Source organism: Vibrio sp. 1580, assembly GCF_033340055.1.
In genome coordinates, this window is record NZ_JAWOVT010000004.1 from 285,042 (window position 1) to 304,772 (window position 19,731).

At 45.4% G+C, this 19,731-nt stretch carries 18 protein-coding genes; 6 read left to right on the forward strand and 12 right to left on the reverse strand.

Features of this window, described 5'->3' with window-relative positions:
* The first annotated feature begins 212 nt into the window (after nucleotides 1–212).
* Entirely contained in the window at nucleotides 213–869 is a 657-nt protein-coding gene (locus R7093_RS08705) for a hypothetical protein (RefSeq protein ID WP_005374025.1), read from the forward strand.
* On the opposite strand, the gene R7093_RS08710 is transcribed toward R7093_RS08705, so the two are convergent.
* Complete coding sequence (locus tag R7093_RS08710) at nucleotides 859–1,701, reverse strand: YdcF family protein (protein WP_054579234.1); 843 nt, start codon at nucleotides 1,699–1,701, stop codon at nucleotides 859–861. The two genes, R7093_RS08705 and R7093_RS08710, sit on opposite strands and share 11 nt — an antisense overlap.
* 131 nt (nucleotides 1,702–1,832) lie before the next feature.
* On the opposite strand from R7093_RS08710, the gene R7093_RS08715 reads away from it, so the two are divergent.
* Nucleotides 1,833–3,203 carry an L-serine ammonia-lyase gene (locus R7093_RS08715; RefSeq protein WP_017819764.1) on the forward strand — a complete coding sequence of 457 codons (1,371 nt, stop codon included), beginning with the start codon at nucleotides 1,833–1,835 and terminating at the stop codon, nucleotides 3,201–3,203.
* Between the two features lie 121 nt (nucleotides 3,204–3,324).
* Here R7093_RS08715 and R7093_RS08720 read toward each other — a convergent pair whose 3' ends face one another.
* A complete protein-coding gene (locus tag R7093_RS08720) occupies nucleotides 3,325–3,561 on the reverse strand; it encodes a hypothetical protein (protein WP_005374030.1) in 237 nt (78 codons plus the stop codon).
* Nucleotides 3,562–3,809: 248 nt separating this feature from the next.
* Here R7093_RS08720 and R7093_RS08725 point away from each other — a divergent pair, with 248 nt between their 5' ends.
* A complete protein-coding gene (locus R7093_RS08725) occupies nucleotides 3,810–4,685 on the forward strand; it encodes a LysR family transcriptional regulator (protein ID WP_047102796.1) in 876 nt (291 codons plus the stop codon).
* 68 nt (nucleotides 4,686–4,753) lie between these two features.
* Here the strand turns inward: R7093_RS08725 and R7093_RS08730 are convergent, their stop codons facing one another.
* The 5 genes from R7093_RS08730 to R7093_RS08750 form a co-directional block, all read right to left on the reverse strand.
* Nucleotides 4,754–5,623, reverse strand: coding sequence for a LysR substrate-binding domain-containing protein (locus tag R7093_RS08730; protein ID WP_047102797.1), 870 nt, complete (start codon nucleotides 5,621–5,623; stop codon nucleotides 4,754–4,756).
* 200 nt (nucleotides 5,624–5,823) lie between these two features.
* Nucleotides 5,824–6,804, reverse strand: a complete 981-nt coding sequence (locus tag R7093_RS08735) for an OmpA family protein (protein ID WP_065275126.1) — start codon at nucleotides 6,802–6,804, stop codon at nucleotides 5,824–5,826.
* A 455-nt stretch (nucleotides 6,805–7,259) separates the two neighbouring features.
* Nucleotides 7,260–8,384 (reverse strand): M14-type cytosolic carboxypeptidase, encoded by a 1,125-nt coding sequence (locus R7093_RS08740; protein ID WP_318146616.1) that lies wholly within the window; start codon nucleotides 8,382–8,384, stop codon nucleotides 7,260–7,262.
* A 113-nt stretch (nucleotides 8,385–8,497) separates the two neighbouring features.
* Nucleotides 8,498–9,898 (reverse strand): FAD-dependent oxidoreductase, encoded by a 1,401-nt coding sequence (locus tag R7093_RS08745; protein WP_318146617.1) that lies wholly within the window; start codon nucleotides 9,896–9,898, stop codon nucleotides 8,498–8,500.
* Between the two features lie 218 nt (nucleotides 9,899–10,116).
* A complete protein-coding gene (locus R7093_RS08750) occupies nucleotides 10,117–10,476 on the reverse strand; it encodes a DUF3316 domain-containing protein (RefSeq protein ID WP_017819758.1) in 360 nt (119 codons plus the stop codon).
* Between the two features lie 412 nt (nucleotides 10,477–10,888).
* Between R7093_RS08750 and R7093_RS08755 the strand changes: the two genes are divergently transcribed.
* A complete protein-coding gene (locus tag R7093_RS08755; protein ID WP_064369429.1) occupies nucleotides 10,889–11,800 on the forward strand; it encodes a VirK/YbjX family protein in 912 nt (303 codons plus the stop codon).
* 37 nt (nucleotides 11,801–11,837) lie between these two features.
* Nucleotides 11,838–12,389, forward strand: coding sequence for an outer membrane beta-barrel protein (locus R7093_RS08760; protein ID WP_020195716.1), 552 nt, complete (start codon nucleotides 11,838–11,840; stop codon nucleotides 12,387–12,389).
* Nucleotides 12,390–12,481: 92 nt separating this feature from the next.
* Here R7093_RS08760 and R7093_RS08765 read toward each other — a convergent pair whose 3' ends face one another.
* The 5 genes from R7093_RS08765 to R7093_RS08785 all read right to left on the reverse strand — a co-directional run bounded on the left by R7093_RS08765 (nucleotide 12,482) and on the right by R7093_RS08785 (nucleotide 18,343).
* Nucleotides 12,482–13,387 carry an EamA family transporter gene (locus R7093_RS08765; RefSeq protein WP_318146618.1) on the reverse strand — a complete coding sequence of 302 codons (906 nt, stop codon included), beginning with the start codon at nucleotides 13,385–13,387 and terminating at the stop codon, nucleotides 12,482–12,484.
* 66 nt (nucleotides 13,388–13,453) lie between these two features.
* A complete protein-coding gene (gene phnR, locus R7093_RS08770) occupies nucleotides 13,454–14,158 on the reverse strand; it encodes a phosphonate utilization transcriptional regulator PhnR (RefSeq protein ID WP_005442366.1) in 705 nt (234 codons plus the stop codon).
* A gap of 9 nt (nucleotides 14,159–14,167) precedes the next feature.
* Nucleotides 14,168–15,892, reverse strand: coding sequence for a putative 2-aminoethylphosphonate ABC transporter permease subunit (locus R7093_RS08775; protein WP_318146619.1), 1,725 nt, complete (start codon nucleotides 15,890–15,892; stop codon nucleotides 14,168–14,170).
* A gap of 8 nt (nucleotides 15,893–15,900) precedes the next feature.
* Nucleotides 15,901–17,007: a putative 2-aminoethylphosphonate ABC transporter ATP-binding protein gene (locus R7093_RS08780; protein ID WP_258656571.1), complete on the reverse strand. Its 1,107-nt coding sequence runs from the start codon at nucleotides 17,005–17,007 to the stop codon at nucleotides 15,901–15,903.
* A 325-nt stretch (nucleotides 17,008–17,332) separates the two neighbouring features.
* Entirely contained in the window at nucleotides 17,333–18,343 is a 1,011-nt protein-coding gene (locus tag R7093_RS08785; RefSeq protein WP_005384363.1) for a putative 2-aminoethylphosphonate ABC transporter substrate-binding protein, read from the reverse strand.
* Between the two features lie 266 nt (nucleotides 18,344–18,609).
* On the opposite strand from R7093_RS08785, the gene phnW reads away from it, so the two are divergent.
* A complete protein-coding gene (phnW, locus tag R7093_RS08790; protein WP_045457715.1) occupies nucleotides 18,610–19,713 on the forward strand; it encodes a 2-aminoethylphosphonate--pyruvate transaminase in 1,104 nt (367 codons plus the stop codon).
* Nucleotides 19,714–19,731 lie beyond the last annotated feature (18 nt).

Below are 19,731 nucleotides of genomic sequence, written 5' to 3' on the forward strand. Positions count from 1 at the left end.
AGGAGCCTTTGGGCTCCTTTTTTATTTGATTTATCAAAGTGTTCTTACGTTGTTTTTACATATCTCTGACTTTACCGCACATCGACCCTATATCGAACAGTGTTCTATTCTTGACATTCCCCTGACATAACTTTCCACTTGGACAATAAAATTCCAAACACAGATCACACTAATTCACATTTCTTCCACATTTTCTGGGACAGGTGAGCAAGATGAAAACACAAATAGTAAAAGAAGCCGAGTCAGCCCCAAGCAACGTTGTTACTGAAAAATCAAAGCGCATTATCTATAAATCAAGCTTAAACGCCTTGATGATTGTCGCTATAAGTATTCTCGTTAACCTTAGTCTTCGTCTTGATTATGTCGTGTTGGGATCAAGCCTTGGCGAGCTTTCCGTTACAGAAACGCTCCAGCTTGTGATGCTTGCTATTGCATCATGGTCGTTTTTCAGCTTATCGAAACAACAGCCTCAGCTAAAGCATGCGGCTATTTTGATTGCAGGATTTTTTGCAGTACTGATTATTCGCGAAACGGACTATTGGACAGACATGATTCATCATGGCTCTTGGGTTTTCCCAGCACTTGCTGTCACCGCACTGGCTTGCGCCAAAGCTTACCAAGGTGGTAAAGGTACCATGAACGAAATGGCGACCATTTTAACGGTGCCACATATGAAGCTATTAGTTGGTGCTGTAATGCTATTATTAGTCTTCTCTCGTTTGTATGGTATGGGTAGTTTTTGGCAACAAGTGATGGACGAAAATTACATCCGTGATGTTAAAAATATCTCAGAAGAAGGTATAGAACTGCTTTGCTACTGCTTGATCGCATTAAGCGCCGTCCGCACAAAACGCGAGCTTAATGAATAGACTCAGGATCAAAGCGACGGTTCAATGCAGTCAGTATCGGATGGAAGATACTTAATGCCTTTTCCGCAGCACCTACAGATTCATCCAAGGCCGTCATTTCGACGGCCTTTTTCATTTCTTCAATATGTTGCAAAGCCTCTTTATCGAGCGGTAAAGAGAGCAATTTGTGAATAGTATCTCTTGCGATCATAAGTGGCTTTTTTCGGACAATTGATAAATCTCGGAAAAATACGCCATGCTTGACCCCTTCTAAATAAACTCGGTAGGTTGTGAGTTCATCGAGTAGCAAGAATGTGTCCGCCATAAGCCCTTTATGTGGGTATGGCACGCTAATATGTTTGCTGATATCCAGTGGAATATTGAGGGTCACCCCCATGGATTCGCAATCGGATTTAAGTACTCGTAATAAGCCTTGCTCATCCATCAAATTCTGGATATCAATGATTCGTTCGAGGTGGTAGTCATTAGACAGCAAGATAACCTCAACCGGATGCCCCAACCATAACTCGAACAACCCACTTTTGCACAAAACTTGGGAAACATAACGCATGTTTTGAAACGTGTTCAACGACTCCGTTTCTAAGAGTATATGACGTTCAGGGAACGGATTCACAGAGTCTGCGTTTAGGGTTCTAAAATACGCGTACATCGCCTCTGCTTCAGAAACACTTTGTCCTTGCGTTACTCCGCCACAAAAAACAATCACCGTTCGCTCTATCGGTAGTGATGCAGTCCTACAAGACAAAGCTTCGACTCTGGTTATGCCCTCAGAGGTCAACCTGTTATTGACGAGGCGTTTACCTAAAACGATGACGATGTTGTCTAACTTCATTTTAAAATCTCGCGCTTAGTTGGCAGTGTTACAAAAATCTTCTTTCACTCCCGACCCACAAGCTTTAACATCTAGTTAACAACACTGTTCTAGAGACCTTTATAAAGGTTCACTGCTAAAGGAAGTCAATTATGCTGTCGATTTTCGATATATTTAAAATTGGTGTCGGGCCATCCAGCTCCCACACTAATGGTCCTATGCTTGCCGGATTCCATTTCACTCAGCTAGTTAGCGACTCTATGGCGAAAGTGCATCGGGTGCAAGTGGACCTTTATGGCTCATTGTCACTGACAGGTCGAGGGCACCATACAGACCGAGCCACGGTCCTTGGTTTGATGGGAAATAAACCTGATACCATCAAAATGAGCAGTGCCAAAAGTGCGCTACAAAATACCATAGACAATAATACGCTCATGCTCGCCGGTACACACCAGATTGAGTTTAGCTACGACCATGACATCGTCTTTCATAGCGACAACCTTCCCCTGCATGAAAATGGCATGACGATTACGGCATTAGACGCTGCTGGAGATCAAGTAGCGTTTGAAATTTATTACTCCATTGGGGGCGGATTCATCGCCACCGCCGACGAACTAGAGAACGGCACGCAACAAGATGAGGTCGCAGTACCATTTCCGTTTACATCCGCAGATGAGATGCTGGAAAAAGCCGAGACGAACGGTTTCAGCTTGGGAGGCATGATCCTCCAAAACGAACTCGCATTTCGCTCAGACGAAGAAATTAACCAAAGAGCAGAGCAAATTTGGAAAGTGATGTCGCTCTGCATGCAACGTGGCTTCGATACGGAAGGGATTTTGGAAGGTGGTCTAAATGTCACTCGTCGAGCACCAAACCTTTTGAAAAAGCTCGAAGCCAACGCTGCAGTTGAAAACGATCCGATGGAGATCATGGATTGGATCAATCTCTTCGCCTTTGCGGTTAGTGAAGAAAATGCAGCAGGAGGGCAAGTCGTCACTTCTCCAACGAATGGTGCAGCAGGGGTGATTCCGGCGGTATTGATGTACTACCATCGCTTCATCAAAGAGCTCGATGTTAAACAGCTAAAAGACTTTCTCGCAGTCGCCGGCGCTATCGGCATCTTATATAAAACTAACGCGTCAATTTCTGGTGCAGAAGTGGGGTGTCAGGGAGAAGTTGGGGTTTCTTCATCCATGGCTGCCGCTGGCTTAACAGCGCTAAGAGGGGGCAGTAACGAGCAGATTTGTATTGCTGCGGAAATTGCGATGGAGCATTCATTGGGTATGACTTGTGACCCGATTGGCGGCTTGGTTCAAGTACCTTGTATTGAAAGAAATGCCATGGGAGCAATGAAAGCGATTAATGCATCGCGTATGGCATTAAAGCGCACAAGTAAATGCTTAATTTCGTTAGATAAAGTTATCGAAACCATGTATCAGACTGGTAAAGATATGAATAAAAAATACCGTGAAACCTCTTTGGGGGGCTTAGCTGTCATTCATATGGCACCGCCATGCGAATAATGGCAAGTGGTCATTGCGCTTAGCTTCTCACCATACGCTTATCTGGTAATGATGATCTGATGATATTACATATAGAAATGCCGCGTTCTTCGCGGCATTTTCTTAACAAGAAACTATTCGATTAATCACGTCGACCACGAAGTTCAATTTTTTGAGTTGCAGCATCCGAATGGATTGTTACACCGCCATAGGCCATTTCATTGCGACCCTTCAGCGTCAATTGAGAATCTGCACGCTCTACGTCAACCTGATTTTTCGTTGCCATCGTCATATCAATCGTGCCCGTGTATGACCCATCGCCAGCAAATGCTACGTTTGTTGAGCAAACCATCAAAACAAGTGCGATTAGTTTTTTCATACATCACCTCTATTATCGTTCTTACTTTCTTTCGGTGGAAAAACTGTAACAACAGAAACGCGCTCATACGAGGAAAGCCATTATTTACCAAATGGAAATCCATGCTAATAAACTGATGTAACCAAGAATAACTTATCGTTACCTTCAATAAATCAGGGATAAGGCAGCAACTTAAATTGACCGAGCGTTGTCTTTTCTTAAGAAATTCAGCGATATGATTTGTCGACAAAAGCCAAGCGAGACAATGTATGAGCGTTAATCTGGATATTCAAAATATTTTGGTATTAAAACGGATGTATGAGTTACGTAACGTCCGGTTAGTCGCAGAATCACTCGGTAAAACGTCAGGAGCAATCAGCAAAAATCTGACAAAGATGAAAACTCAGCTCAATGATCCGCTATTCGTTCAGACCAAAAATGGCTTTGAACCAACAGCTTTTGTGGAAGCGAACATTGCGCATTTTGAGCAAATAATCAACAGTATTGATTCCATCAAACCACAGCATTTTTCACCAGCTCATTTTGACGGCTCAATCACTATTTATGCCAACACATTGTTTTGGGAGTACTTCGGTGACAAGTTTTACTTGGAGTTACTAAAGCACGCTCCAGAAGCAAAATTCTCATGTTTGCGCTGGGGTAGCGAAGCAAAAAAACGATTAATTGACGGTGAAAACGCCATTGCGATTCATTACTTTGATGAAGATCTGCCACAGTCAATTGTTCAGACCGAACTGGGGCGAGGAAAAGCGGTATTTTTTGTTCGACAAGATCATCCCGCTCAAAACTCCCAAGAGCTAGAAGAATACCCTTTTATACTTTTTAAAACGCCGGGATGGAACGACTACCGATACCCTGTGTTGGAAAGGCTCAAACATATGGGTTTTAGAACCACACCTAAAGTGGAAATTGAGCACCCAGCGATGATTCAAAAAGTGCTTCTGCAAACGAATCATTTTGGCATAACGATGAGTGGACATGTTCCTAAGGGTTGCCGAAGTATCGCGCTTCCTGCTGGGCTAGAGCTTGATGTTCGCTACGTGATGAGCTGTCGTCGCTCTCAACAGCAAGCTCCGGTAAATCAGTGGTTATTAGATGTAATTAAGCATGTCGCTCAGTCCTAGACTGATGACTTGCTACTGCTAATAATAGCCAAACCACACATGCGCTCTACTCACTCGCTGAACGAACATTAAAGACTCTGTATTAACCATTGAGCAAAGGTGTTTACGTGTGATTTTTCGGATGCTCGAACCATCATATAATGTGCACCAGAACTTGGCATATTCCAATTTCCAGCCTGGACTAATACGCCCTGTTGCAGCTCATCCTCAACAAGAAAGTCTCTTACCAGCAACATGCCAAGTTGATTCATCGCAGCATGAATCGCAAGCAATGAGTGTTCAAACTCGGCGACGACTTTGCTCACCTTCCCTTGATAACCTTGGTGCGTAAGCCACTCTTGCCAAGATTCATGATAACCGCCAGTACAAATTTTAGGCGCTTTAGCTAACTGCAAGAGGTCATTTATCGGGTTTAAATGCATAAAGCCGGGGCTTGCGACAACGATCCAGTTTTCTTGGGTTAATCGTATGGCTTCTTGCTCTTGCCAATCTCCATCTCCGTTAATAATTTCGATATCCGCAATCGCACTGGCGCTTGGAACTGTATTAGCAGTAGTCGAGATTTTAAAGGAGATGTCTGGGAATTGTCGCTGAAAATCAGCCAATCTTGGCATTAACCACTGAGAGCAAAAGCTGTGAGCGACATGTAAGTTAACTTGCGTATTCTTGGGACGAGTAAATAAATGCTGCGTCGTGGTCGATAATGTTTGAAGCACATGATTAACCACAGGCCAGTATTCTTGTGCGGAGCAGGTCAGCGTAAGGTGCGTGCCCTTGCGCTCGAATAACGTCGCATTGAGCTGTGACTCTAGCGATTTCACCTGCTGGCTTACGGCCGCACGAGTCACATTTAGCTCCTCTGCGGCTTTTGTAAAACTCTGTAGTCGCGCCGTGGCTTCAAAAGCTCGGAGCAAATTGAGCGGCGGTAAACTTTGCATATCATTCTCCCAGACATTTAGCTGTCATGCTATGAACTGGTGATGACAAATTGATGAAGGTGTTGAGTTTACGTATGTTGAGCATATGTCAAAGCGTCCCGATATAACTATGTTTCTATACAACTACTTAGTTTGTTAAGCGGGATCAAAAAAGCCAGCGTGATACACGCTGGCTTTTGGAACTTTATCTTAAGCAGGAATTATTCTGCTTTTTCAGTTGTTTGGTATTCAAACGCAGGAACAACCACTTCAACACGACGGTTCATTTGACGACCTTGACGTGTCTCGTTGCTTGCTACTGGGTTAGCTTCACCCATGCCTTTCACTGTCATACGCTCAGCCGCAATACCTTTTGCTTGGAACTCGTCAGCAACGGCTTTCGCACGTTTTTCTGTGAGTTGCTTGTTGTAAGCAGCAGAACCTGTCGTATCGCTGTAACCCGTGATCTCAACTTGAGCTTGTGGGTAAGTATTCATCAAATCAACGGTACCAGAAAGGTTCGACGCGTCTTTCACTTCTGCACTTTCTAAGTCGAATTGTACTGTCGCTGTTGTTTGAGCAGGGTAAACGTGATCTACAATGCGTGTTGCAGGACGTGCTTCTACCACCTCTTCAACGGCTTTTTCTTGAACGACTGGCTCAGAACCAAACTTGTAGTTGAAACCGATACCGAAGAAATCTGAATCCATGTCTTCAATTACATCATCAGACATATCTTGGTAGCGTTGGTATTCAGCACGTAGGCTCCAGTTGTAGTTGATTTGGTATTCAGCACCCAGAGAGCCAGTTGGTACGAAATCTTTCTCGTCACCAGCCATCATGTATGCAGCACCAACTTTCGCGAATAGATTCCAAGAATCCGTTAGCGGTAGGTTAAATTTAGGAGCAAGCGTCAACGCCCAAAGATCACCATCAACGGTGTTTAGGCCAGGCTTTTTGAAGTTTGCAGTGAAGTCACCAAGGTAATCAACACCATACTCTGCTGCAACGTACTTGTTGAAGCTGTAGCCTAAGTGCATAGATGCTGCAAAACTGTCGTCGTCACAAGGTTCGTTTAGGTAACACGCATCGTTTAGAGAGTTGTAACCTATTTTACCGCCCATGTAAGTGTCAGCAAGTGCAACGTTTGAGATCACACCACCAGCAAGTACAGTAGCCACTGCTATAGCGATTTTTTTCATTATTCTTTTCCTTTTTCTTGTACACAAAGCAACACATCGCGGCAGCATACTGCCGTAAAATATGAAGCCGTAACTTTCTCTTTTCTTCGAATAGAAATAGCTAAATAGCGTAGGAAAGAATCAAAAATGATATTCAAACGCCAATGACGTAAAACGGAAAAAGGTAACCTCAAGACCATCTATTCATGAGCTTCATCCGCATACCCAACCGAAAAATAAAGTTCGTTGCGTTGGTTTAGCCATAGTCAATTCGTTGCGGAGAATATCACAAAGAAGCCAACTTTCTGTGACGCAAATCACCATAAAAAGCCACTTTCTCAAATTTAAGAATCATCATTTAAGCTTGTGAATGGCAACAAATTTTTACAGGGGAGCGTGGATATGGAGAGCACAAAAAAACAGCTCATTTAAAATGAGCTGTTTTCGAAATAATGAAAAAGCGTTAACTCGTCGCGCTAAATTTTATCCGCTACGGTTAACGTTGCAGCTAATACATCTTGTCCAAACAAGACACTACGCTCAGGAGACCAACCGTAAAGTGGATCAGGGTGATTGTTGTTATCTTTAAATGGCATTTCGATTGTGTAAGACAAGCATTTGAACTGCTCTGCAACCCAATTTGAACCCACAGTCAAATTCGCTTTACCAGGCTCATCTTTATCGTAACCAATCTCATCTTGGAACTCTGGCGTAATAGTCAATAACGCTTGCTTAAATGATGCCTCTAAAGCGGCAAGATTTTCATCGTAAGAAGGAATACCTTCTGAGCCAGCGACGAAGTTATACGGAATCGCTTCATCGCCATGGATATCTAAAAACATGTCAACACCCGTTTCCTGCATGCGCTGACGCACAAGGTAGACTTCTGGGCTCTTTTCCATTGATGGCGTTTGCCATTCACGATTTAGGTTTACACCTACTGCGTTGGTACGCAAGTGACCGCGAATACCACCGTCTGGGTTCATATTTGGTACGACGTAAAGCACCGCTTTTTCAAGCAATGCACGCGCAACCGTGTCGTTTTCATCTAACAGACGTTGGATCATACCTTCCATGAACCATTCCGCCATTGTCTCACCTGGGTGCTGACGTGCAATCATCCAGATTTTCTTTTTGCCTTCTTCTGGCTCACCGAAAGTAAGCAAGCTCATGTCATTGCCATCTAGCGTATGACCAAGCGTCTCTAGTTGGCAGTGGTGCGCGCTTTGTGCCATGTGTAACAAGTCTAAATGACGATCGTACGTGTATGGCGCAAAGTACGCGAAGTAAATTGAGCTGCGCTCAGGGATTACAGTGAAAGTCAGCGTGTCGCCATCGAACTCTGCCGGTAGTCGGAACCATTCTTCACGATCGTAAGACGCAACCACATCGTAACCTTGCCATCCTTCTGGATAAGCCGATTTAGCCAAATCAAGCAATTTGATGGTGTGTGATTGCTCGGCTTCTGTCTCAAGACGGAAGTGGAACCACTGGTAGAATTCCGACATATTGTCGTTAGGAATTTTGAGTTGGATGTCGTTTTTGTCGTCCGCTTTCACTACGTGAATGCTGCCGCTATCGAAGTTGCTGAATACTTTCATTTTATGACTCACCTTTTAAATCTGAGCTTGAAAGACAGAGGCTAACACAAGGCTTCATCGCGCCCCAATGACTTTCACTGCAAACTGTCTCGTTTGTGGCTAAAGTCTTCAGTTTAGTCAAGCTTATCCGCTTTGCCTGCTGGTCCCGCGAGTTTTGCTAGCCACTTATCCCAGATGAATGGCGTCTGCTCGTTATCTTCTGCTTCCTCTTTGCGACGTACCGCGTTGCGTACCATCATTGCTCCCGTCCAACGGAATGGCTCTGGCGGGAAATGCCCCAACGGCCCTTTGGCTAAACCGCTTTTCGTCCATTCATTATCGATTCCCAATGCCAACGAAGATAAGATTTTTCCGCCCATTCGAGTCTGCGCTACACCATTGCCTGAATAACCAAATCCGTAAAAGATATTGCTCTGTTTATCTAGCTCGCCGAAAAAAGGGAAACCAGTAGCAGAACGATCAGAGCCCCCCGTCCATGAATAAGCAAACTCCTCCCCTCTCAAATGAGGAAACAACTTATCGAACGACTTGCGCAGTAGACCTTGGTAGCGTGTTGGCTTGTTAAACATTGCGTCAACTTGGTTATTGAAAGAAAACTGATTGCCGCCTTTCCCCAACATCAAACGGCCATCTGGCGTATCTCGGTAATAGTGGACGAAGATACGTGAATCCAACACGCTAGAACCTGCCTGCCAACCAGATAGAGGTAGTGCGTCACCAAGCGGCTTGGTGATCACCATGTCGGAAGATACCACCACGATACTGTTTTTAAACTGTTTAAACTGCTCCACCATCCATGCATTTAATGCCAATACCACCTGCTGCGCTTGAACATTTCCTTTAGGTGTACAGACAGTGGCAGGTTTTCCATAATCTAGACGCGTCATCGGCGTGTTCTCATAAACTTCTACACCCAGATCAATAGCAACACGGCGTAACCCCCTCACTAATAATGCAGGTTGAACGCTGGCTGCAACTGGAGAGTGAAAGCCTTCTATATGTCGAGGTGAACCCGCATTGGCACGCAGTTCCTCCACCGAGCAACGACGCCAACTGTTCACTTCTAATCGCTTTAACTCGTCCACAACTGGCTGCATTCCCCCAGTTTGAGCCTGATTGGTTGCAGTGTAATAAACCCCTTTCAACGATAAGTGCGCATCAATGTTGTGCTGCTGACAAAAGTCGTCAATCTCTAGCACTGCTTGTTCCGACTCTTTTACTAACCAAGCAGCATGTTCTTCACCGAATAACCGTTTCAATGTCGGGAACTTGGTAGACCAAGTCAACATACAACCGCCATTTGCGCCCGATGCACCACTACCACATAAGCCCTTTTCGATAACAACCACCTGTTTTTCCGGAGATTGCTGCTTAATCATAATCGCGGTCCAAAGTCCGGTGTATCCGCCACCAACAATCGCAACGTCAGTATTAATGTTCTGCTGTAACGGTTGTGGCGTTTCTGGTTGCTCAGCTTCAATTGCCTGCTTGAACCAATATGAATGATGTGTCATCGGGTATCCTCGTTAGTGCGTTACATCCATTTCCGCAAACACTTTACAAACGATGATGACAATCAACGAGCAAGAAAATCTAACGCTGAGCGATAGAAAATGTTGCACTGAGAGTGTGAAAATTTTCGCTTTCGACAAAAACAAAATGGGGAGCTCGAGGCTCCCCAAAACAAACAACAAAAATATTAGTGGTAAACAATTCGAGTCCGTCTTACTGGTTAGTATTTACCGGTATCACGCATGCGGTACTCGTATTGAACATTGAGAATAGGCTGGTAAACAACTTGCCCGTCACTTTGCAAGAACTCATTTACCATGACTTTTGAGTCAGTGATAGAAAACGATTGGCGATCAACATACGTTGTAAGGCTCGTAAACTCATCACGGAGTTGTCCAGATGATTTATTTTGGTAGCTTTGGATCATGTCTCGGCCCATTTCATAAGCCGCTTGTTTGCTATCCATTACGTCGCCATGGATAGTTTCGGTATCGTTTGTCCACTGATAACCACCAGCAAGAGCCATAGAAGGTGCAGCAATCAGAGCAATCGTACTTGCTAAAGTTGTTAAGCGTTTCATAAACCTCTCCTTACTTACCTTTACATCGGGCCAAAATTAGCTCGATACTTATAAGGTACGTATAAAGACCTAAAACACGTCAAAACAATTTCAAATAATGTTCAATTTTCGTTCAACTTATTTCACATTAACTTAGCAACTCAACGTCATATTCAGCCGACATTCGCATTTTTTTCATTTTGAACAATGGGTTTCAACCTGACACTTCCTTACCAAACCATACAATACCTAAGGTCAATTTTCTCTTAGAATTCCAGCAAAAGAACAGTGTTCAAAACCTTACAAAAACGTCGGACACAGCAAAAACCACCTCTTTTCAGTCGTGCTTTGCATTCCTCATTTTCGGGTTCTTCGCTGCTCGTCCGTCGGTTCTTAATTGTCGCTATTGAGCACAAGTTAATCTGGAGTGAAAATGACCGCGAACAAATCCATTTTTTACCATAGCAAATCGATTTACTCAGATGATTATGCTGATGTCTACAAGCCAATTTGGACCTACAGAGCTAAGTTCATCTTACGTGCGCTTTATTACAAACGTGCGTTTAAGCACCTTTCAGACAATATTGAATCGTCATTGTTAGAGTTGCTTTGTACACGTACGCATCGATTTTTAGAGAAACCGTTTCGTCCGTATATCATCAAAAACAACTCAGCGTTCGATCGTTCTAACTTGGTGGTTGATCACTACAAAACGATTTCAGAACTGTTTTCTAAACAAACAATCGAAGAAATCTACACAGACTCGAAAGGCCTAACATTAGCCTCTTTTGAAATTGACGAAATACTGTACTCGGTGAGATTAGTATACGAAGCACGTTATCAAAAAGAAGGCGACATGAGCCTAGTGCTGCACAGCGCTGAAGATGGCAACTTCTACACGCTCTCTTTTACGCTCGGTCACATCGAATCTGGACGCAGCATTATGATTGGCGGCTTACAAGGACCGCGAAGCAGTGAAGAAAACAACGCGAAAATTAAAAAGCTAACTCGTAAGCTTTACGGACAGAGACCAAAAAGCTTGATGGTGAGCTTGCTCACTTTGCTCGCACAAATTTGGGAAGTGAACACGATTCTAGCAGTGAAAACGCAGTCCCATACTTACGCAGCTAAGCGCTACAGCAAAGGGCGAATCAAAACGGATTACGATGCACTCTGGCAAGAATTGGGCGGCACCGAATACAATCGTCATTTTTACTCAATTGATGTAAATGCACCCCGTCGAGATATCGAAGGCATGTCGCGCTCTAAACGTTCGATGTACCGTCGTCGTTATGAATGGCTAGACAACACCAAAGCAACATTCGAACAAGTACTAAGAAACTAAAAAAGCTAAAAGGCTAAAAAGCTGAGGAGAAACGTTCATGCGTTATTCATTCGTTGCTGCTCTGGTGTTGTCGACTCTTTCCCTATCGGCGAACGCTAGTACAAGCCAGCACATCATAGGCACGAACCTAGGTTATGGCGGTGTAAGCTATGACGCCCCCGCAAGTGAAGAATCCGGTGATATGTTTCTTGGTGAAATTTATTACCGATACATGCCGACTCAAAACTTCGGGATTGAAGCGGGCTTCAAAGGGGCGTTTGATGGTATTGGCTCAACGCTGTTAAGCCCGATTTCAGAGGTTACCGACACGAGTTTTTCTGGCCCACGATTAAGCGGCTATGCTAGCTATCCACTTGGTGCCGGTTTCGAACTTTACGGTAAAGCAGGTATGACGCTCTACACCCTTGAGTACACTTACAAGGTGAATGGACAGAGCCGAAACATTGAACACACTAGCGTTGGTGGTGAAGCGGCGGCAGGATTAGGATGGAGCTACAAGCACTTTGGTTTAAACGCAGAGTATGTGTACTCAAAGAACAGTGATTTTGATTCCGGTGGTGTGATGTTCGGCGCTCAATTGCGTTTCTGACGTCCCTTATACTCCTACCCCTTCCCCAACAATTAAAAAAGAAAAAGGCAGCGATGGCCTGAGTCGCTGCCTTTTTCTTTCATCAATACGAGTCAGTTCGTCAACGCAAGAATGATCCCCGCCACGATCGAAGTAACGCCAAGCCCTCGGGTGAGATACCATTTCTCAGACAGAAACCAAATCCCCATAAACAATCCAAACACAATACTGATTTGCCTTAGTGCTACGACCAAACTCACGTTGTCGGTCATGGTCATCGCAAACAGCACCAAGCCGTAGGTGGATGCCATCATTACCCCTGCCATGCTGGCTGTTTTTCGGATATGCCAGGCTGTCTTAATCTCATCTGGCTTGCCCGTAACCAAGCACCACACAAGGGCAGGAATACCAATTGCCCAAAACTGCACGCCCAAATAGAAGATTGCACTGTACTGATCATTCAAGATCTCTGATGCTTGTCCTGTGAGTAAACTCAGCGCTTCTTTATCAACCACGGAGTAACCCGTTGTGCCTATTGCGGCAATTAATGCCCAGAACACACCGACATTCAAATAAGAGCTCAGCGTCATCTGACGAAAGTTCGTCAGTGGTACCAGCATACAACCAAGGGTTATCAGCAAGAATCCAAGCCACTGCTGACTGGATAATTCATGCCCTAATGCCACACTGATTGCGCCGACCATCATCACAGGCAACGCCCGAGCAATTGGATAAACCACCCCCACGTCTGCGTGCTTATAAGCGACAATCAAACCGACTAGATAGACCATTTGTGAAGTGCCGCTAATGAGCAGCAATCCCCAAAATTCACTCGGTAATGATGTCCAGCCAATGGTCACCAAATACCAAATCAAATAAGGGGTAAGAATGAAACATGCAGAAAAGCTTGCGGCCATAGTAAACGCGAGTCCAGAGCCTGAGTTGCTTTTACCAAGGATATTCCAACCCGCATGGAGAACAGCAGAAAAAACGACGAGACCAATCGCCAACAAATCCATTTCAATGTTCCTGTCTGAATAAAAGAAAGGCCCCGAGATAGAGCCTTAGATGATGAGAAAATCCACTTAACGATTGAGTTCCGCCAGAGATTCAATGCTGATGGCATCGTGTCGCCAATACTCGATATCGCAATCAATCAACTCACCGTGTTGGTTGTAGTTGATGCGCTCCACTACCATCGCAGGCGTACCGGCTGTCGCACGCAATGCCTGAGCCATTTCACCCAACAAAGTACTGGTTGAAATGCGGTAGCGAATCTTTTGATATGTAACGCCATAATGATCGCGATAAATGTCCGTCAGCGAATTTGATAAATCGTAGTCCAGCAGGTTCGGAAATAGCTCTGGGCGAATGTAGTTTGTTACGAATACCACAGGTCTGTCTTCAAGGTATCGCACTCGGTCGACTCGATACACATCCGAGAAAGGTTGCAAGTCCAGCAAGCGCGCGGCTTGTTTGTTTGCCAACGTCCCTTTTGCTGCGACCAACTCCGTTTTTGGCACGCGATTTTGCGCTTTCGCCATGTTCGGGAAGTTTAGCGTTTGGGTAGGGTCGTAACGCAATGGCTCAGGTGAGATAAACCAACCTCGGCGATCTTCGCGATAGATTCGACCTTCCGCTTCTAGCAGTGATAAAGCTTCACGCAGAGTGACGCGTGTAGTATCGAACGACTCCGCCAACTTACGCTCTGCTGGCAGTTTTTGACGCGGCGATAGCATGCCCGCTTCAATCTGTTCAACAATCGAATCTTTAATTTTTACGTATTGCACGAAGTGTCCTTATCTTTTGCGCCAAGCTTGTGTGCGATTCTCTAACAATTTACCCAAAGTCATCTGAACAATCTTCGCAATTGCGGCAGCAATCATGATCATCACAGCCATTGCCGCTGCAGCGCCAGTTTGACCTGCATCGTCCATATTCAGAATCGAGACCGAAGCCGGAATCGTATCGGTTGAGTAAAGGAATACTACCGCAGAAGTGGTGGTCAATGCATTAACAAACAAGTAAGTCGCAATGTCCAAAATCGCAGGTAAGCACACAGGTAATGTCACTTTAAAGAACAACTTGTATTGAGGAAGCTTCACCGATGCCGCCGTGGCTTCAATCTCCGATGGCAACTGCTTTAGCGCTGTCAGGGCGGTCATGTGACCCACTGTGTAGTAATGCACTACCGTGTTAATTACCAAGAATGCCATGGTGCCATAAAGTACGTTCAGAGGATTGTTCGCATCGTTGAAGTAAAAGATGTAACCCAAGCCAAGCACCATACCCGGAACTGCCATTGGCACCACGCTGAGCATTTGCATCACCTGACGAATTGGACCAAACGCACGCCCTTTCTCAATGCAGTAAGCACCGACAAAAATAATGGCTGTACCGATCACTGCCGTCCAGCCTGCCAGCGTTAGCGAGTTGAAGAATGGGCTCCAACCGTAAGTGCTCATTTCAGCAAAGTTGTAGTTGTTTAGCGTCAGTGCTTTGTTCCAAGGCCAGAACGTAACTAACGAGCCATAAACCGCCATGCCAAGCACTGCCAGCACTGCGATAGAAATAAGGCTGCAGTAAACCAAACAAATGCTGTCGCGCGCTTTGTTAGGTTCTGGCTGATAAGGCACCGAGCGAGAGTCAAATAAGCTCTTTTGCTTTTTCTGTACCCAGCGGTCTGCACCAAATGCCATTACCGCAGGGAATAACAACATAATGCTGGTCACCGCCCCCATGGCAAAGTTTTGTTGTCCCACAACTTGCTTGAAGATGTCAGTCGCCAGAACGTTGTAGCTTCCACCAATCACTTTCGGCACACCAAAGTCAGTGATAACCAGCGTAAAGACGACGATAAGCGTACTGATCAAACCGTATTTCGCCGCAGGTAACGTCACCATAAAGAAGGTTTTGATTGGGGAAGTTTTAAGTGCGCGGGCTGCTTCATACAAGCGGGCATCAGAAGTGCGCAGCGAAGTAGTTAAAATCATCAATGCATGAGGGAAGGTCCAGAAAATCAAACCCATCGAGATACCAATCACGCCATAAATCGAGTTTCCCAACAGCATTTCTTTGGCAATACCTTGATTCCCGAAAAGGAAGATCAAACTGATCGCTGGTAGCAACGAAGGCGCAAGGATCGGCGCAGTACCTAGGATTTGAAACAAACCTTTAAACGGCATGCATGAACGAGTCAGCGCGTAGGCATAACCGAACGCAAGCACACCCACTACCGAGGTCACAATCACGCCCAAAGTGAAGGTATTACCCACCGACACCCACAAGCTTGAAGAAGAAAAGTACGTCGCAAAGTTTGCCAGACCGACAAATTCGCCATTGGCATTTTGCACACTCTTGGTCAACATTGCCCAAAGCGGCATTAAGATGAACAGCACCATCATGGTCGACAAACCAGCGAGCAAGCCAAACAACACAAGGTTGTCGCGGCTAACACGTCCGAGTAGGGATTTTGCTTTGTCTTGTGTGGTTAGGCTATTCATCGTCATTGTCTTCGCATCCATGTTTACACCTACGCCGCTAGTGCTTTATCAACCGAGGGCACGGCGTAACCATGCAGCCCTTCTTCAGCAAACTGGATGTAACGTACATCGCCCGCCTTGATATTGAGTTTTTGAACCGTTTCCACGGGCACATCCACTACGATGGTTTTCATTGAGCTGTCGTTTTGCAATACGCAATCAATGCGGAAAAACGCCCCCAGGAACTCGGTTGCGGTAACTCGCACAGGTAAAGAGTTGTTGTAGTTTTCAACGAACTTGATGCTTTCAGGACGCACCGCAAGGTCGAAGCGATCACCACGTTGAATCTTACGATTGGTCAAGCTTGGCGCTGGCATCAAGGTTTCCGCAATGCGCACTTGGGAGTCCGTTGCGACTGAGGTTTCAATAAAGTTCATGCTGCCGACAAACTCAGCGACAAAGCGCGTTGCTGGTTGCTGGTAGATCTCTTGAGGTGTGCCGACTTGCTCAATCACGCCATGGTTCATCACCACAATGCGATCCGCCATCGACAATGCTTCGTCCTGATCGTGCGTAACCATGATGGTGGTGATACCCAGCTTACGTTGCAGCTTACAAATCTCGTCACGTAAGTGAACACGTACTTTTGCATCTAGCGCCGATAATGGCTCATCAAGCAACAGTAGACCCGGAGACAAAGCTAATGCACGAGCCAAAGCAACACGCTGCTGCTGGCCACCAGAAAGTTGGTTAGGGAATTTCTCGCCAGAGGTTGGAAGACCAATGGTTTCTAACCAGTAATCCACCTTCTCTAGCGCTTCTTTTGTCGACATACCTTGGTTCTTCAAACCCACCGCAATGTTCTCTTGCACAGTTAGGTTCGGAAACAGCGCGTAAGATTGGAATACGATGCCGAAATCGCGCTTCTCTGGTGGCAAGAATGTGGTCTCTTGACCGTTTTGAAAAATCGCACCAGACGTTGGCAAGTCTAAACCTGCAATGGCACGTAGCAGAGTGGTTTTACCGCAGCCAGAAGGACCAAGAAAACAAACGAACTCGCCCTTTTCAATCGCTAGCGAGATTTTCTTTAATGCAGTGAACTGTCCGAATTGCTTCACTACATTTTCGATATTTAGGTAATGTTGGTTAGTTGACATAACACACGCTCCAAATGGTATATACCAACTCTAGTTTTAGAGTGTTACGTTCCAATGACAAATTTATAGCCAGAAGATGACAAATAGATGAAGGGAAGCGAAGTTTGTTTACGTGACAATTAGAGATTCCCGACTCACTCCTTCGTCGCTCTCGAGAATGACGTGGTGAGTGCGGATAGAAGCTCCCAACTTTCTTAAGTCCGTCATTCCAGCGAACCTAGGTGAGACTAGGAATCTACTTGCAGCAAACTCTGAAATAACAGAGAAAACAAAAAATCCACCTCAACCGAGGTGGATTTCAGCATTCAACTCAAAGCAAATTCAATTAAGATTTTGGCTCTGATTTCGCATCAAACTTCTCAGACCATGCTGCTAGAATCTCTGCACGCTTACTGCCCATTTGCGCGAAGTCCATCTTCGCCATGTTCTCTTGAACGTTCGGGAAGTTAGACACGGTCGCTTTCACTTCTTTATGTGCAACCACTGGGTACATTTCTACGTAAAGCTCGTTTGCCGCTTTAGAGATTGACCAGTCGACAACGCGCTTCGCTGCATCAGACTCTTTTACTAGACCAACGGCTTCTGATTCCCAGCCGATGCCTTTTGGTGTGATAACCGCTAGTGGTGCACCTTGCGTTTTCAGCTTCGCGCCGCGGCTCGCCATCGAAATACCGATAGCCACTTCACCCATACCCGCTTGAACACATGGCTTAGAGCCAGAGTGCGTGTAGTGTGCAATGTTCTTGTCTAAGTCACGCATGTAGTTCCATGCCTGATCTTCACCCATGTTTTGTAGCCAAGCAGAAACCTGCATGTAGCCAGTGCCCGAAGACGCTGGGTTCGGCATTGCAATGTGACCTTTGTAAACCGGCTTTGTGAGGTCTTCCCATGACGTTGGTTTAGGCAGGTTAAGTTGTTTCGCTACCGCTTCGTTAAAACAAACTGCGTTAAAGAACGCATCGTTACCGAACCAAGCTTGGTTTGATTGAGGGTCGTTTAGGTTCGCGTGCAGCTCTTCCAAACCTTTTGGTGTGTAAGGCTTAAGAAGACCTTCATCTTTAAGCAGTGCCATTGACGAGCCAGCTAGACCCCACACCACTTCCGCTTGAGGGTTGTTCTTTTCTGCCAGCAATTTCGCCGTCATGATACCGGTTGAATCGCGAACCCACTTAATCTTGATATCTGGGTTATCTTTCTCAAACGCAGACTTGTATTTCGCAAGAATGTCAGTTTCGAAAGCGGTGTAAACCGTGACTTCCTGTGCTGCCATTGCATTCGTAGCTAGCAGAGAGACAAGTGCAGCCAGCGATCCTTTCATCAAACGGTTTTTCATCATTTTCTCCAGTTAATTTGGCTAAGTTTTCATTTGGTCTGTACCAGTTGACGATATACACCCTACTGAGCCTTTGTGACGAATTCATGACCATTAAATGGCAGTTTTACGAAAATTACCGATAAATAATCGTTCAATTGATCCGCCATTTTCTGGATATTAAAGTTTTATGAAATTGGAGATTCGCCTATTTACTGCCCTTTTCTTCCTCGCTAGAGTGAACTCGAAATTTGGTGTAGACCAATTAGCCTATTCTGATGGAAATCGAGATGAAAAACGAATACCTACTACTGACTCCAGGTCCTCTATCTACTTCTGAAACGGTACGTGAAGCCATGCTAAAAGACTGGTGTACTTGGGATGATGAATACAACAAAGACATTGTAGAAGTGATCCGCACTAAGCTTGTAAAACTGGCGACGGAGCAAGACGGCTATACCAGCGTACTAATGCAAGGTAGCGGCACCGCATCAGTAGAAGCGACAATTGGCAGCGCCATTGGCAAAGATGGAAAGTTGTTGGTTGTCGACAACGGTGCTTACGGTGCACGTATCGCTCAGATCGCTGATTACCTAAATATTCCATGCCATGTAGTTTCCCCAGGCGAAACATCACAGCCACACTTGAACGAGGTGGAAACTGCATTGGCATCGGATCCTGCGATCACACACGTGGCGATTGTTCACTGTGAGACAACCACTGGCATGCTTAACCCAATTGAGGCATTTGCTTCTGCGGCGAAAGCACACGGTAAAGTGGTGATTCTCGATGCCATGTCGAGCTTTGGTGGCATTCCTATCGATATCGCAGAGCTAGGCATCGATTTTATGATCAGCTCTGCAAACAAATGTATTCAAGGCGTACCGGGTTTTGGCTTTGTGATTGCGAAACAAACTGAGCTAGAAAAGTGCCAAGGTCAGGCGCGTTCTTTGAGCCTTGATCTTTACGACCAGTGGCACTGTATGGAAGTGAACCACGGCAAATGGCGTTTCACGTCTCCAACGCACACAGTTCGCGCTTTCTACCAAGCCTTGTTAGAACTGGAACAAGAGGGCGGCATTGAAGCGCGTCATCACCGTTACCAAACTAACCAGAAAACACTGGTTGCAGGAATGCGTTCTTTGGGGTTTGAGCCACTACTGAGTGATGACCTACACTCGCCAATCATCACTTCTTTCTACTCTCCGACGCACAGTGATTACCAGTTCAAAGCGTTCTACACACGTTTGAAAGAGCAGGGCTTCGTGATCTATCCGGGTAAGGTATCGAACGCAGATTGCTTCCGCATCGGCAACATTGGTGAAGTTTACCCAGCAGATATCGAGCGCTTAATCGGTGCAATTGAAAAAGCAATGTACTGGCAAGTTGCGTAAAGCAGCCTTCTGATTGAG